Consider the following 14,871-nt stretch of genomic DNA (forward strand, 5'->3'; position numbering starts at 1 on the left):
CGATCTCCTCCTCTGAACGGTCCGATCCGCGGAAGCCGGATCGACCGAGTCCGCCTGTCGGTACGGATCAAGCCTAGCGTGGAACCGAACACGGATCGCAACGGAGCAGGAGGTGCGGTGGCGGACGAGCCAGGGACCGGTGTCCGGCCGAGCGTGGTCATGAGGGCACCCTCGTGGCGCCCGAGCCCGAAGGTGCGGGTGCTGTGGGCGGTGAACGCGGCCCTGATGTGGATCCCCCCGATCGTCGCGCAGGTGGTGTGGGTGTTCGTCGCACCCACGGGCGCCGCGTGGCACATCGCCGCCGCGTCGGCCACCGTCGTTCTCTGCGGACTGCACGTCGCGGTGGTGCCGGCCTGGCGTTACCGCGTGCATCGCTGGGAGATGGACGACACCGCGGTCTGCACCCGTTCGGGATGGTGGACACAGGAAGACCGGATCGCGCCGATTTCGAGGATCCAGACCGTCGACACGGAAAGGGGGCCGCTCGACCGCCGGTTCGGCCTGACGACCGTCACCGTCACCACCGCCTCTACCGCCGGGGCGGTGAAGATAGTCGGGCTCGACAGCGGCGTCGCGGACGAGGCCGTAGCTCGCCTGACCGCGCTCGCGGCAGGCATCGAGACGGACGCGACATGAGGGATGCCGTCGCCCCCGCGGCCGCCACGGACGAACAGGTGCCGTGGTCGCGCCTGGACCGCAAGATGCTGGTGATCCACCCGATCGAGGAGATCCTGCGACTGCTGCCCGTACTCGTCGGCTCGTTCGTCATCGGAACAACCAGCGGAAATCCTGTCTGGGGGATCGCAGCGACGGGCGTACTCGTGCTGGTCGGCCTGTCGCGGTGGTTCACCACCACCTACCGCGTCGGCCCCGTTCACGTCGAACTCCGCCGCGGTCTGCTGCAACGACGGGAGTTGTCGATTCCCCGCAGCCGCATCCGCTCGGTGGACGTCGAACAGCGCGTGCTGCACCGAGTGCTCGGCCTCGCCGTCGTGAAGATCGGGACGGGACTGAGCCGGAGTGGCGACCCGAATCGATTCGAACTCGACGGCCTGCCCATCTCCGCCGTCCCCGATCTGCGTGCAGTTCTCCTGACTCCGGGACAGGACACCACGCCGTCCGATCCGGCTCCGGCCACCTCCGTCCACAGTGAGCGAGAGCTGGCACGATTCGACTTCGGCTGGGTGCGATACGCACCGTTCTCGACGACGGGCCTGCTCGGCGTCGCGGCCGCCGCCGGTGCCGCATTCCAGTTCGGCTTCGGCCGGTGGATCGCCGACTCGCAGACCTTCCGCCGTGCCGTCGAGAGGGCGGAAGACCTCGGGCCGATCGTGGCCCTCGCCATCGTCATCGTGGTCGTCGTCCTCGTGGCGAGTGCGGCGGCGTGCGTGCGGTACCTGCTGGTCTACGGGGACCTGCGCGTCAGCGACGACGACCGGGTGCTGCGAATCGCACACGGCCTGCTCACCACCCGTCACACCACCCTCGACCGTGCGAGGCTACGCGGGGTCTCTCTGCGTGAACCGCTCGCGCTGCGTCTGGTCGGTGCTGCACGTCTGGACGCGATCATGACGGGAGTCGCTGCACAGCAGGGCGGTTCGTCGCTGGTCCTGCCGTCCGCGCCCGAACGCGAGGTACGGCGTGTCGCGGCCGAGGTGCTCACGGACGGACTGCCGCTCGACGTGCCGCTCCGGTCTCACGGGCCACGTGCCCGTCGTCGTCGCTATGTGCGGACGCTGGGGCCCGTGGTTGCCGTGGTGGTCGCGGTGGTCGCCGTATTCGCCGTCGCGGGGCGAGAGGTGCCGGTGCCCGTGATCGTCACGGGAACAGCGCTGCTGGTCGCCGCGGCGTGTGCACTGGCACAGGACCGCTATCGAGGTCTCGGCCATGCCGTCGTAGCGGGGCATCTGGTCGCGCGGAGCGGCTCGATCGACCGGCAACGCATCTGCCTCGACTGGGACGGTGTGATCGGATGGACGGTGCGGCAGACCTTCTTCCAGCGTCGAGCCGGACTCGCGACCGTCGTCGCGGCGACTCCGGCAGGGGCGGGGCACTACGAGGTGCTCGATATCCCGATCGAGCAGGCGTGGGGTCTGATCCAGGAGGTTACGCCGGGTATGGCTGAAGGATGGACAGAGCATTGAATCCCTCGGGACCCGGACCCCTCGAGGGCACTCCCCCGACCACCCTGGCCGAACTCGACGAGGCGCTCGTCGGCTGTCGCGCATGTCCGCGGCTGGTCGCGTGGCGCGAGCAGGTCGCACGGGAGAAGCGTGCAGCCTTCCGTGACGAGGAGTACTGGGGCCGGCCCGTGCCGGGTTTCGGTCCGGCCGATGCAGCACTGCTGATCGTCGGGCTGGCCCCCGCCGCGCACGGCGGGAACCGCACAGGACGTATGTTCACCGGCGACCGGTCGGGCGACGTGCTCTACGCCGCCCTCCACGAGGCGGGTCTGGCGTCGCAGCCGACCGCGACGCACATCGGGGACGGCCTCGAGCTGTTCGGCACACGCATCACCTCACCGGTGCACTGCGCGCCGCCGGCCAACCGCCCGACGGTCGTGGAACGCGACGCCTGCCGCAAGTGGCTGGAACAGGAACTGGACCTGCTCTCCCCGACGCTGCGTTCGGTCGTCGTGCTCGGCGGTTTCGGGTGGCAGGCGCTGCTGCCCGTCCTGTCCGCCTCGGGGTGGACCGTTCCCGTCCCACGCCCGAAATTCGGGCACCGTGCGCACGCGCTGCTGGCTCCGGCCACTGCGCGCGAGCATCCGCTGCACCTGTTCGGCTGCTATCACGTCAGCCAGCAGAACACCTTCACCGGCAGGCTGACGCAGGAGATGGTGACCGAGGTGCTCAGGGACGCGGCCCGGGCGGCGTCCCTGCTCCCGCCTGGGTGATCTCCTTGATACGCGCCGAGAACAGATAGCCGCCCGCAGGAGCGAGCGCCGCGATCGGTAGCAGGAGGGTTCGCCAGTCGCCGATCGCGAGCTGGTCGCCGCCCGGCCCTCCTACGAGACAGACGAGAAAGGTGACGGCCCAGGCCAGCAGCGGCAAGGTCGCTGTCCGCAAGGAGCCGGCCTCGGCTCGGACCGCCATCACCAGGAGCAGGTTGGCGGCTCCGGCCAGGAGGATCGTGATCGGGAACGGCACCCCGGCGACGTACAGACCGAGGTAGAAGACCGACAGCAGGGCGCACAGCGCACCGTCGAGCACGAGCAGCGCGACGAGGCCCCGGCGTGGCTGTGCATCGACCGGCGACGCGATGGGTGCAGCGGTTGCTGGATCGACCGTCATACTTCGATGGTGCGCTACCGGACCGGTGCGAGCGCAACCGGGGTCTGCGGACGGGCCGGCGGCACGAGCCCGAGCCGTCAGGGAACGGGCGGGTATCCGAGCATGGTGAGCAGGGCGCTCTGCTGGTCGGCGAAGGCGTACAGCGCATGCCAGTAGTCGGCGCGTATCTCGTCGGCGTAGGGCCTCAGCGAATCCACGAACGCGACGATCTGGTTCTGGACGGACCAGTTGTACATCGACAACCCCCTGTGATGTGCACCACCCGAAGACGATAGGATGATGCAGATCACACTATCCGATTCCGGAGAACAGATCGTCCTCTCGTCCCGTGGAGTCCGTGAGACCGAGCCGGCCACGAACGAGCACGAAATGTTCGTGGTCGAAAACCGGCTGGGCGACGAAATTCGACAACACGAACCGTTCTCCGTCCGCTGCGACGAGCACCTGGGTCGCGTGCGCCGCCATCGCAGTCCGCTTCGCATCGAGAACCGAACGGACGTCGATGACGGTGGTGACCTCGTCGTCCGGGACGCTCGACAGTTCGCCCGGCTCCGGGCGGCGCCACCCTTCGGGTAGCGCGCCCATCACAGCGATACCGCGTTCGAGCGCGGACCGTTCGGTCACAGTCCAGTACACCTTCGCAGGCGTCCAGGAGGCGCCGGCTGCCGGGAAGTCGTCGGTTCCCGCCGCTTCGACCGCCGCCGTGACCCGGTCGTGCACCGCGATGTGATCAGGGTGGCCGTATCCGCCGTACGGGTCGTAGGTGACGACCACGTGGGGGCGCGTTTCCCGGATGACGGCGACGAGTGCCTCCACTGCCTCGTCCCGGTCGGCGTTGACCCAGGCTCGCGGATTGTCCGCCGAGGGGGTGCCCGCCATCCCGGAGTCGCGCCAGTGCCCCGCACCACCGAGGAATCTCGGCCGTTCGACACCGAGCGCACGGAGCGCCCGCGTGAGTTCGAGAATCCGGTAGCCGCCGAGCTGATCGGCGCGGTCCGCGGTGAGCTGTGCCCACTCCTCACCGATCACCTCGCCTTCCTCACCGAGAGTGCAGGTCACGACGGTGACCTCGGCACCTTCGGCGACGTACCTGGCGATCGTCCCGCCGGTGGTGAGAGTCTCGTCGTCCGGATGCGCGTGGACGAACAGAAGACGGCGATCCGCAACGTTGGGGACGGCTCCCGGAATCTCTGTCACGGTGTGGTCCTTCCCCACAGATGGGCGTCGCCGAGAATACCGGTAGCGACAGCGGCTGTCAGCGAGACGTTCTCGACGCCCGGACCGGCGGCGACGACCGCCCGGTCCTGCAGTATGGGCAGCGTCACCGCGAGATCCCACAGTCTCGCCTGCGCGTCGGCGAGAACGTCCGTCGAGTCGGCCGTTCCGACCAGTCCGGCCAGCAGGTCGGGTTCGAGACCCGGATCGCATGCGCCCGACAGATTGCTCGGAGCTTCGAGTTGCGCCGCGACGGCCTCCTCGCGTTCGTCCACATCCTGCGGCTCGAGCGTGGTCGTCGCAGAATCCGACGGCTGCGGGTCGGCAGACGGCTGCGAGGAAGTGGTCGCGGGTGAGTCCAGGACGGACGTCGTCGGCAGCTCCTCCCCCGTCGCTGCGGGTGCTGCGGTCACCGGCACACAACCGAATCGGGACAGCGCGGCGGTGGCCGGATCGCCGCCGGCGCGCATCCACCCCACGATCCCGTGCACGCTGCCCTCGACGAGGGCTTCGCCGTACAGCTCCTCGGGGGCAAGCTCGTCGACCGTCGCATCGATCCCGGCTCCGCGCCACAGGTCGACAGCGGTGCGTGCGACGGCTCTGGCCGTCTCGTCCCCCTCCGGCACTCCCAGGACCAGCGTCAACGGCTCCCCGGCACGGGCCAGTGTTCCCTCGGGAAGGGCCGCGCCGTCCGTCGTGGCCGGTTCCGGAGCCTCTTCGCTCGTCGGCACTTCGGTGCCGGACGGGGAGTCGGGCACAGCCGGGTCGGTGGTCTCGGAAGGCGCGACGGGCGGGACCGGTGTGTATCCGGCTTCGGCGAGGAGTCCGAAGGCCGCCTCCCGAGGCAGGCGCGGCGGCATCGTGGCGGTGTATCCCGGATCGGACGGCGCGATCACCTGGGCACGCGCCGGCACGACAGCCGAGCTGTTTCCGGTGGCGACCAGCGCGAGCAGGTCGGGATCGAGCAGGTCGAGCACTGCTCGCCGGACACGCGGGTCGGCGAGTTCGGCCGTGCGGGTGTTGAGGGTCAGATCGAGCGTGCGGGGCTGGAGCTGGACACCCGCGCGCACCCCCGGGACCGCAGCGAGCTGCGCTTCGAGTGCGAATCCGCGCGCGCTCTGGACCACCTGGGCGTCGTCGCTGCGCATCGACTCGGCCACCTGCGCCTCCGTGCCGCCGCGGCGCATCAGCAATTCGTCGGGTCCGGCCGGGGTGCCCCAGAACCGGTCGTTGCGTTCGAGCAGAACCTCCGCACGCCCACGGTCGACGTTGTCGACGCTGAAATGTCCGCCGGAGACGGGGATCGTCTCCGACAGCCCTGTCGAGAATCCGCCCGGAGTGTCCTTGACCAGGTGCGCCGGGAGCAGATTGGTGAACAGTTCTCGCCACGCCGGATACGGCTCCCGCAACCTGACGGTGACGGTCTTGCCTCCGCCCGACGATCGGATGTCGTCGATGAGCCGGTACCCGGCGGGGTCGACCACACCGGGCTGGGTGACCATCTGGCGCCACAGATACCGGAAGTCCTCCGCGGCGATCGGGGCTCCGTCCGACCACTGGGCCTCGTCGCGCAGTCGGTAGGTGATCGTGAACGGGCTCTCGTCGGTGACCTCGGCGGACAGCAACAGCGCGTCGTCGGGCAGCCACAGGGTGCGCGCCGGATTCTCGGGGTCGGGAACGGCCCGGAACGCGCTGGGGAGCACCAGCCCGGCTACCGCGCCGGCAACCGGCGACTGGTCTGCCAGCAGGTGCGGGTTGAACCCGGAACCGACCTCGTCGATCGCGACGACCACCGTGCTGCGTTCCGGCGTCGGCGCGGGAGTGGTGGTCGGCTCTGCCTGCTCGATGGGCGGAGGGGGGTCCGCGGTGCAAGCGGTGAGGACCAGCGCAGCCACAGCCAGGCCGGCTGCCGCCCCGGTCAGTCGACGACGAGCGGGCGTACGCGGCACTCGGGCTCCTTCCGTAAGGCAGGTGGTATGTGGGTGGCCCCGGCCAGCACGTGCTCGCCGGGGCCACCCCACACCTGGACTACTTGTTACGGGCCTTCTCCCGCGACCGCGCTCGCGCACGGTCGGTCTGCGACAGGTGCAGCTTGCGCACCCGCACGATCTCGGGCGTGACCTCGACGCACTCGTCGGCCGCGCAGAACTCCATCGCGCCTTCGAGGGTCAGCTCGATCGGCTTGGCGAGGGTCTCCATCACGTCCGCGGTGGAGGAGCGCATGTTCGTGAGCTTCTTCTCGCGGGTGACGTTGATGTCGAGGTCCTCGGCGCGCGGGTTGATCCCGACGACGTGGCCCTCGTAGGTGTCGCTGCCCGGCTCGACGAAGAAGGTGCCGCGGTCGGCGAGCTGGATCATCGCGAACGGGGTGACCGTGCCCGAGCGGTCGGACACGAGCGAACCGGTGTGGCGGGCACGGATCTCGCCGGCCCACGGGGCGTAACCGTGGAAGACGGCGTTGGCGATGCCGGTGCCGCGAGTCTCGGTGAGGAAGTCCGTCCGGAAGCCGATCAGACCGCGCGACGGCACGATGAACTCCATACGGACCCACCCGGTGCCGTGGTTGGTCATCTGCACCATCTTGCCCTTGCGGGCTGCGAGCAGCTGGGTGATCGCACCGAGGTACTCCTCGGGGGTGTCGACGGTGAGCTCCTCGTAGGGCTCGTGCACCTTGCCGTCGACCTGCTTGGTGACCACCTGCGGCTTGCCCACGGTGAGCTCGAAGCCCTCGCGGCGCATCTGCTCGACGAGGATCGCCAGGGCGAGTTCCCCTCGGCCCTGGACCTCCCACGCGTCGGGTCGGCCGATGTCGAGCACGCGCAGCGACACGTTGCCGATGAGCTCGGAATCGAGGCGTGACTTGACCATGCGGGCGGTGAGCTTGTGCCCCTGCACGCGACCGACCAGCGGCGACGTGTTGGTGCCGATGGTCACCGAGATCGCCGGCTCGTCGACGGTGATGCGCGGAAGCGCGACGGGGTTCTCCGGATCGGCGAGCGTGTCGCCGATCATGATCTCGGGGATACCTGCCACGGCGACGATGTCACCGGCCACCGCGACATCGCCCGGCTGCCGGTCGACACCGACGGTCTTGAGCAGCTCGGTGATCTTGACGTTCTTGACGCCGTCCGCGTGCATCCATGCGACGGTCTGGCCCTTGCGCAGCTCACCCTGATGGATGCGCAGCAGGGCGAGGCGACCGAGGAACTCGGACGCGTCGAGGTTGGTGACGTGGGCCTGCAACGGCGCCGACGGATCACCCTTGGGTGCGGGGATGCACTCCATCAGCACGTCGAAGAGTTCGTCGAGGTTCTCCGCGTCGGGGACCTGGCCGTTCTCGGGCTGCTTCTTCGACGCCTTGCCCTCGCGGCCCGAGGCGTAGAGGACAGGCAGTTCGAGTGCGAGTTCGGCGGCCTCGGCGGCTTCGTCGTCGAGATCGGAAGCCAGGTCGAGCAGCAGCGTCTGGCTCTCCTCCACGACCTCGGCGATACGCGCGTCGGGCCGGTCGGTCTTGTTGACCACGAGGATCACGGGCAGCGATGCGGCAAGCGCCTTGCGCAGCACGAATCGGGTCTGCGGCAGCGGCCCCTCGGAGGAGTCGACGAGCAGCACGACACCGTCGACCATGGACAGGCCGCGCTCGACCTCACCGCCGAAGTCGGCGTGGCCCGGGGTGTCGATGACGTTGATGACCGTGACGGTGCCGTCGGAGTGATGACGGTGGACAGCGGTGTTCTTCGCGAGAATGGTGATGCCCTTCTCGCGTTCGAGGTCCCCCGAGTCCATGACACGGTCGACGAGTTCCGCACGTTCGGCGAACGCGCCCGACTGGCGCAACATGGCGTCGACGAGAGTGGTCTTTCCGTGGTCGACGTGCGCCACGATGGCGACGTTCCGAAAATCAGCGGTGCTCACGCGATAGCTCTCCTGGCTGTAGTCCGGCCACACGGCACTGGACCCGGTCGGCACCTCGCCCGTACGGCGTTCGTCTCGATGGCCGCGACGCGAGATTGCGAGCTACCTGCCATGACCGGAATCGGCCCGCGCAGGCACTGCGGCCACAAGTACTTTACAGGTCGGCCGTGGGGCGCTGCGGCTGCCTCATACGATCGCCGCAGGTCGGCGCCGATCGGGGTGACGTTCGACACTCCTGCGGAGAGAGCAGTCGCCGAATCCGGGACCGCCTCGCCCCTTGGCGAAGAAGTAAGGGCACGCTAAGCTTCGTCGCGCGCCGGTGCCTCGGCCGCGCAGCTGGTCGGAAGGCAGGCGGGACACATGGGGAAGGTGAAGGCGAGCAAGGTCGCCGGCCTGAAGCCGAAGAAGAAGTGCTGCCGCAAGAAGACGCGGTGCCTGAAATGTCCGGTCGTCGTCATGCGTATGAAGAAGGTCGAGAACGACGGCCTGAGCAAGAAGGAACTGCGCAAGTATCTCGACAAGGCCCGCGCCGCCTGACCACCCTCCGTCACCGCTCCAGATGCCGCCGCAGATCGGGAATCCACGCACGGTCCGCGGGTACCAGATCCATGCGGTCGAGTTCGTCCGCGTCGACCCATCGTAAAGCCGAGTGATCCAGCGGCTCGGGAACACCGGAGACGAGTTCGACCCGGTACGCACACAACTCGCGACCCCCGGCCAGCGGCACCGCCGGCCCGAGGCGTTCCGCCCCACGAACCTCGACGCCGAGTTCTTCCCGCAGCTCCCGCGCCAGAGCAGCCTCCACGCTCTCTCCCGGTTCGGCTTTGCCGCCGGGCAGTTCCCACAGGCCCGCGAGGTGGGTGGGCCTGGTGCGCCGAGCGAGCAACACGCGCCCGTCCCGGATGACGGCGCCCGCCACGACGTGGCCCTCGGGCGCGGGTGTACTCGCAGACGGTGTGCTTGCAGACATGGCCTGCATCGTCTCAGAATGAGGCATGTCACAGCTGCTGACGGACGGGGAGATCGACGCCGTGCTGGCCGAGTTGCCGCACTGGCGTCGCGCGGGAGGATCCCTGGTCCGCACGATCGAGGCACCGACCTTCCCCGACGCCATCGCCCTCGTGGACAGAGTCGCCGTCGTCGCCGAGGACGCGAACCATCATCCGGATATCGACATCAGGTGGCGGAAGGTGACCTTCGCCTTGAGCACGCATTCCGCCGGTGGAATCACGGAGTCGGATCCGGCGCTTGCGCGTCGGATCGACGAGGAGGCTCGACGCTCGGGTCTGTAGCAGGCCACTCGACGCGTTCCCGGCGTCCGGCGACGATCACGACTGCATACACGGCGAGGACCCCGACCAGGTTGACCGCGCCCAGCCAGGCGAGCGGAGCGGGACGTTCGACATCCCAGATCGAGTCCTGCGCAGTGCTGAGCACCCACGGCACACCGACCAACGTGACGACAGCCCAGCATCCGGCGACGACCCGGGCTGCGCGCATCCGGGAGATCGGGCCGTAGACCAGCCACAACAGCAGCGGAACCACCCACACCCAGTGGTGAACCCACGAGATCGGCGATACGAGCAGACCGAACAACTGCACGATCAGCAGCGTGCCGAGGCGGTCGCTCGTTCCGTCCGGCAGCGGTCGGAGCGACCGCCACGCCACGAACGCGAGCGCGGCGCAGACGGCGGCACCGAGCATCCACACCGGGCCGAGTCCCACGTCCTCACCGGCAATGCGGCTCAGCGCTCCGCGCAGCGACTGGTTCCACACCGAGACGACCGGACCGATGCGATCTGCGTCGCCGAAGAGCGAACCGAAATAGGTGCCCGCTTGCGAACCGAGTACGAGCAGGCTCACCAGGACGGTCGCGACGAACACGACCGCTGAGAACACCGCCTCCCGCCACCGCCGTTGCGCCAGGAAGTACAGCCCGGTGATCGCCGGCGTCAGCTTGATGCCCGCGAGCATGCCGACGAGACCGCCCGACCACCACCAGCGGGTGCTGCGCACCGCGAGCATGACGCCGAGGACGAGGAAGACGTTGATCTGCCCGTAGTCGAGGGTGGTGCGTACTGGCTCCGTCCAGATGCCCACCGCTGTCCACACCATCGCGATACCTGCCCACGACCGACTGCGGGCCCGCGCCCCCATCAGGAGTTCGAGGCCGATCCACACCACGGCGAACAGTGCAGCAATGGTGAGCAACTGCCACGCCACCCCCACGACACCGAACGGGAGCAGGTGCAACGGGAGGAAGACGAGCGCAGCGAAGGGCGGATAGGTGAACGGAAGGGGAAAGTCCGGAGTCTCCTCCGAGTACGTGAAGCCGTAGAGATTCCCCTGCAGCAGTGCGGCGGATCCCTCGACGTAGACGTGCAGGTCGACGAGATTCATCCCATTGGGCGTAAGGAGATTCCAGGCCATCCGGATGACGACGGACAGCGTCAGGAACGCCGCGCACCACCACATCCGGTGCGAAGGAAACCCTCGTGGCACTGCGGTGCGGCCTCTCCCGTCGAACGTCCGTCCGGTGAACCGGACCCGGCGAACGAGGTTACCGGTCGGATGGGATCAGATCGAACCGGAGTTCACTCCCGTAACGATTTCATCTACAGTCACAATCTTCTCAGCTCGGGCGCGTTATCGTCGACACGTCCCGAAGAACGGAACGTCCGCTGGCTACAATCCCGAACGACCGACGGGCGCGCCAATTCCGAAACGGCAGGCTTGTCCCGTATGCGGGGGGTCCATAGAGTGTCTCCTCGAGCCGTCAGCACCCGACCGTTCGTCCCGAACGTCCGGATGCTTCAACGACAAGGATGGGGAACAGTGCTTCGTACTCGAGGAATGCGACGGGCGCTCACGCTGTGTGCACTCACCGCCGCCGCGGGATTGGCCGTGCCTACGCAGGCCCTCGCGCAACCGGCGCCGCCCGCGTTGCCGGATCTGGCAGGGCTCGTCGAGCTGCCCCAGTTCGAGGTTCCCGCCGATCTGTCCGTCGAGTCGTTGACCGACCTGCTCGCCGGAGTCCGGGCCGACTCCGAGGAGGTCGAGGCCCTGGCTTCCCTCGCCCCTGCGATCCTCGGTGCCGCGGCGGGTCCCGCCGACGTTGCCGACGGCAAGAACGATCTGCTGGCGCAGGCCAAGGAGCTACTGGCGAACTCCGAACTCCCCGAGTCGGTGAAGAGCACACTCGAGCGGGTCATCACCTTCCTCGACGGCAGCGGTGGCGGCGGACCCGAGATCCCAGATCCCGGCACCGTGGCGATTTCCCAGTTCCTGTACCCGACCATCGGCCAGGACTGCATCGGCGACGGTCAGGACTCGGTGGGCACCGCCCTCGCGGTCGCGGGCCCGTCCAAGCTTCCGCCGCCCGGCCCGGCCGCAGGGCAGACCGGCTTCGTGTTCACCGCGCTTGGTACCGCACCTGCAGCCTCGACCCAGGCCCAGCCGCTCACGCTCAGCTGGATCAACGTGTCCAACGGGCGTACGGGGACGCAGCCGCTCACCAACGACGCGCAGATCAATCCCGACGGCCCGACCACGTTGAGCGCGATCGCCGACACGGGGTCCGGACAGGTCCTCGCCGTGATCTCCGGCGGCATTACCACCCAGGAGGAGGGCGAGGATGCACGCTCGTGCAGCTTCCTGCCTACCGTGGGTCTGGTGGCGGTTCCCTGATCTTCGAAAAGTTTCGGAGCCTGCACCGAGGCCGTCGGGAACACCTCCCGGCGGCCTCGGTCGTTTCTTCCCTCGCGCCTACCGCGCGTGATAGACCGGATCATGGCCTTCACCGCTTCTCGCACCTCGTCGAAGTCCGTGCTCTCCCACCGGTCGATACTCTCGATCGCATCCGAGCGGTCGATTCTCTCCATCGGTTCCTCGTATTCCATCCTCTCGATCGGTAGCTGCGGATCGATCCTGGCGATCGGCTCCGTGGGATCGGTCGGCTCCGCGCTGTCCTCGCTCTCGTTCGCAAGTCTCGGTTCTGCGCTTTCCGGCCTGTCGCGGTGGTCGCTGCTGTCGTGGCGCGGCGTTCGCTCCGCTCCCGACGAGCACCCGCGGTTCTCCATCACCGTCGACGAATCCGAACCCGACCGGCATTGTCAATGCTGACGCGGGATGCCACGCGAAGGATGAGGCGAGTCCGGCCCGCCGGAAAGCATTAGGGGTCAACGGCCTTCCCGTGTTACACACGATGGGCAGCGTCGTTCGTACCGCACACAAATTGTCGTCGGCCGCGTCACCCCGGCCCCGGACCCAGGAGCCGCATGGCCGTCGAGACACCGCTATCCACCCGCGAGGTTCCTGCTCCACGCGGCATCGTGCCGGTACTCGCGACCGTCGGTATCGGCGTCGCACTGATGCAGACGCTGATCGTCCCGATCCTGCCTCGCCTTCCTGTGCTCGTCGGCGCAACACCGGACAACACCTCGTGGGCAGTAACTGCCACACTCCTTGCCGGCGCAGTCGTCACCCCGATCAGCGGCCGTCTCGGCGACATGTTCGGCAAACGCCGGATGCTGCTCGTCTCGCTCTCGATGATGGTGCTCGGCTCGGCGGTGTGTGCGCTCTCGTCGACCCTCGTCCCGCTCGTGCTCGGCCGCACTCTCCAAGGTGCAGCGGTCGGCGCCATCCCACTCGGCATCGCGATACTGCGCGACGAGTTGCCGCCGCGGCAACTACCGAGCGCGATGGCCACGATCAGCGCGACCATGGGGGTGGGAGGAGCGATCGGCCTGCCCGTCGCAGCCTTCGTCGCACAGATGACCGACTGGCACATGCTGTTCGTCGCATCCCTCCTACTCGGGTGTGTCTGCATCGCCGCCGTCCTGCTGATCGTTCCGGAATCGCCGCGCCGGAGTCCGGGACGCTTCGACTTCGCGGGTGCCCTCATGCTCTCCGCCGCTCTCGTGCTGCTGCTGTTACCGGTGACGAAAGGCAACGAGTGGGGCTGGACGTCGCCGATCACCCTCGGCATGTTCGCCGGAGCGGTCGTGGTGTTCCTCGGCTGGGGACTCTACGAACTACGCGTGGAACGGCCCCTCGTGGATCTTCGGGTGTCCGCGCGCCGTCCGGTGCTCACGACGAACCTGGCCTCGGTGGCGCTGGGCTTCGCGATGTACTCGAACGTGCTCGCCTTCCCTCAGTTGCTGATGGCACCGCCGGAGACGGGCTACGGCTTCGGGCAGACGATGGTCGCAGCCGGGGTGGCGCTCGCCCCGTCGGGACTGGTGATGATGGCGCTGTCACCCGTCTCCGCGCGCATCACGACGCGCTTCGGTGCGCGCGTGACCCTGGCCTGCGGCGCCGCCCTCGTGGGACTCGGTTATCTGACGGTATATGTGCTGTACCAGGAGCTCTGGCACATCATCGGCGCATCGATGCTCATCGGTGCGGGTGTCGGCCTCGCCTATGCCGCGATGCCCGCGCTCATCATGGCCGCGGTGCCGCTGCGCGAGTCGGCTGCGGCCAACAGCCTGAACACCTTGATGCGCTCGATCGGCACCACGAGCGCAGCCGCAGTGGTGGGAGTCATGCTCGCCGCGATGACCCAGCGCATCGGCGACTCCGTCGTGCCCGCCCTCGAAGGCTTTCGCGCGAGCTTCCTGCTCGCCGTCGGCGCGGCCGTGGTGGCATTGGTGTTCACCGCACTCATCCCGCGGCCGGGACCGGTCAACCGCCGCGTCGGCGACGCTTAGCCTTCAGCGAGCGACCACTGGCCGTAGTCCGCCGTGAGCACATGGTTGACGTCGATACCGATGCCGTCGATCTCGCCGCCGCTCACCTGGTGCAGATTCGCCCGCGGGTGCACGTAGCCCTTGGGCGTGCCCCAGTTGTGCTGCCAGTAGAAGGCCCCCAGCGAGATCGCCGATGCCCACTCGATGGTCGGCGAATTGGCGTACACCCCCAGGTTCGCCGGCCCCACCACTTCCTGCCATCCCAGCAGATACGGCACGATCTGGGTCGTGAACTGCGCGAAGTTCGGATTGTCGTCGATCGAGGCGTAGATGGGCCTGTTCTCCGGCCCGCCCGCCGCCCGGTGGAGTTCGAGGCCACGCCGGGCATGCTTCAGGCCTGCTTCGTAGCCGCCGAGCCAGTCGGCCGTCTCTGCTCTGCCGAACTGATAGCAGGAGACGACCTCGAGACCGCTGTCGATCAGCGCGTCTGCCTCCGACCCCGTGAGCGGTTTGGCTCGCATCCACGCGGCTTCGGGTCGCGGATCGGAGACGTACCGGATGGCACCGATGTGCCCGGCGGCACGGATCGAGGCGGGCGACGGCACTGCGGCCGAGTAGTCGACGATGGTGCCGAGCACCTCGCGTCCCTGTGCCAGGCCGGGTGCGCCGAGCGCAGAGATCAACGCGACGCCCGATCCGAGCGTCGCGTACCTCAACATGTCCCGCCGCGAGAGGGTCATCGAGTCTCCTCCGTGTCACCG

Annotated in this window: 16 protein-coding genes; 8 read left to right on the forward strand and 8 right to left on the reverse strand. The window is 68.4% G+C overall.

What is annotated here, in order from left to right; translation table 11 throughout:
- Positions 1-159 precede the first annotated feature (159 nt).
- Genes ABZ789_RS08435 through ABZ789_RS08445 form a run of 3 tightly spaced genes read left to right on the forward strand, consistent with a single transcriptional unit; the run spans position 160 to position 2,896 of the window.
- Entirely contained in the window at positions 160-636 is a 477-nt protein-coding gene (locus ABZ789_RS08435) for a PH domain-containing protein (RefSeq protein ID WP_358422156.1), read from the forward strand.
- A complete protein-coding gene (locus ABZ789_RS08440) occupies positions 633-2,144 on the forward strand; it encodes a PH domain-containing protein (protein ID WP_358421760.1) in 1,512 nt (503 codons plus the stop codon). The genes ABZ789_RS08435 and ABZ789_RS08440 overlap by 4 nt, the downstream gene beginning before the upstream one ends.
- Positions 2,129-2,896: a uracil-DNA glycosylase gene (locus ABZ789_RS08445; RefSeq protein ID WP_358421763.1), complete on the forward strand. Its 768-nt coding sequence runs from the start codon at positions 2,129-2,131 to the stop codon at positions 2,894-2,896. Before ABZ789_RS08440 ends, ABZ789_RS08445 begins: the two co-directional genes overlap by 16 nt.
- Here ABZ789_RS08445 and ABZ789_RS08450 read toward each other — a convergent pair.
- From ABZ789_RS08450 to typA, 5 genes are all read right to left on the reverse strand, one after another.
- Positions 2,853-3,293: a hypothetical protein gene (locus ABZ789_RS08450; protein WP_358421766.1), complete on the reverse strand. Its 441-nt coding sequence runs from the start codon at positions 3,291-3,293 to the stop codon at positions 2,853-2,855. The two genes, ABZ789_RS08445 and ABZ789_RS08450, sit on opposite strands and share 44 nt — an antisense overlap.
- Positions 3,294-3,370: 77 nt before the next feature.
- Complete coding sequence (locus ABZ789_RS08455) at positions 3,371-3,529, reverse strand: hypothetical protein (protein WP_016933234.1); 159 nt, start codon at positions 3,527-3,529, stop codon at positions 3,371-3,373.
- A gap of 55 nt (positions 3,530-3,584) precedes the next feature.
- Positions 3,585-4,508, reverse strand: a complete 924-nt coding sequence (gene mshB, locus ABZ789_RS08460) for an N-acetyl-1-D-myo-inositol-2-amino-2-deoxy-alpha-D-glucopyranoside deacetylase (protein ID WP_358421770.1) — start codon at positions 4,506-4,508, stop codon at positions 3,585-3,587.
- Positions 4,487-6,457: an ABC transporter family substrate-binding protein gene (locus tag ABZ789_RS08465; protein WP_358421773.1), complete on the reverse strand. Its 1,971-nt coding sequence runs from the start codon at positions 6,455-6,457 to the stop codon at positions 4,487-4,489. Before ABZ789_RS08465 ends, mshB begins: the two co-directional genes overlap by 22 nt.
- A gap of 79 nt (positions 6,458-6,536) precedes the next feature.
- A complete protein-coding gene (gene typA / locus ABZ789_RS08470) occupies positions 6,537-8,423 on the reverse strand; it encodes a translational GTPase TypA (RefSeq protein WP_358421776.1) in 1,887 nt (628 codons plus the stop codon).
- Between the two features lie 360 nt (positions 8,424-8,783).
- On the opposite strand from typA, the gene ABZ789_RS08475 reads away from it, so the two are divergent.
- The gene (locus ABZ789_RS08475; RefSeq protein WP_006550584.1) at positions 8,784-8,960 is read left to right on the forward strand and encodes a hypothetical protein; all 177 of its coding nucleotides are present in this window, start codon (positions 8,784-8,786) and stop codon (positions 8,958-8,960) included.
- A gap of 10 nt (positions 8,961-8,970) precedes the next feature.
- Here ABZ789_RS08475 and ABZ789_RS08480 read toward each other — a convergent pair whose 3' ends face one another.
- A complete protein-coding gene (locus ABZ789_RS08480; RefSeq protein WP_358421780.1) occupies positions 8,971-9,393 on the reverse strand; it encodes a (deoxy)nucleoside triphosphate pyrophosphohydrolase in 423 nt (140 codons plus the stop codon).
- A 25-nt stretch (positions 9,394-9,418) separates the two neighbouring features.
- Here ABZ789_RS08480 and ABZ789_RS08485 point away from each other — a divergent pair, with 25 nt between their 5' ends.
- Complete coding sequence (locus ABZ789_RS08485; RefSeq protein ID WP_358421783.1) at positions 9,419-9,715, forward strand: 4a-hydroxytetrahydrobiopterin dehydratase; 297 nt, start codon at positions 9,419-9,421, stop codon at positions 9,713-9,715.
- Here ABZ789_RS08485 and ABZ789_RS08490 read toward each other — a convergent pair.
- Entirely contained in the window at positions 9,651-10,898 is a 1,248-nt protein-coding gene (locus tag ABZ789_RS08490; RefSeq protein WP_358422159.1) for a mannosyltransferase, read from the reverse strand. The two genes, ABZ789_RS08485 and ABZ789_RS08490, sit on opposite strands and share 65 nt — an antisense overlap.
- A gap of 378 nt (positions 10,899-11,276) precedes the next feature.
- On the opposite strand from ABZ789_RS08490, the gene ABZ789_RS08495 reads away from it, so the two are divergent.
- The 3 genes from ABZ789_RS08495 (at position 11,277) to ABZ789_RS08505 (ending at position 14,131) form a co-directional block, all read left to right on the forward strand.
- Positions 11,277-12,110, forward strand: coding sequence for a hypothetical protein (locus ABZ789_RS08495; protein WP_358422162.1), 834 nt, complete (start codon positions 11,277-11,279; stop codon positions 12,108-12,110).
- A gap of 102 nt (positions 12,111-12,212) precedes the next feature.
- Positions 12,213-12,545, forward strand: coding sequence for a hypothetical protein (locus ABZ789_RS08500; RefSeq protein ID WP_358421785.1), 333 nt, complete (start codon positions 12,213-12,215; stop codon positions 12,543-12,545).
- Between the two features lie 155 nt (positions 12,546-12,700).
- Positions 12,701-14,131, forward strand: a complete 1,431-nt coding sequence (locus tag ABZ789_RS08505; protein WP_358421788.1) for an MFS transporter — start codon at positions 12,701-12,703, stop codon at positions 14,129-14,131.
- Here the strand turns inward: ABZ789_RS08505 and ABZ789_RS08510 are convergent.
- Positions 14,128-14,850, reverse strand: coding sequence for a DUF1906 domain-containing protein (locus ABZ789_RS08510; protein ID WP_358421791.1), 723 nt, complete (start codon positions 14,848-14,850; stop codon positions 14,128-14,130). The two genes, ABZ789_RS08505 and ABZ789_RS08510, sit on opposite strands and share 4 nt — an antisense overlap.
- Positions 14,851-14,871 lie beyond the last annotated feature (21 nt).

The sequence above is a fragment of the Rhodococcus sp. NPDC047139 genome (assembly GCF_040643435.1).
Lineage (GTDB): Bacteria > Actinomycetota > Actinomycetes > Mycobacteriales > Mycobacteriaceae > Rhodococcus.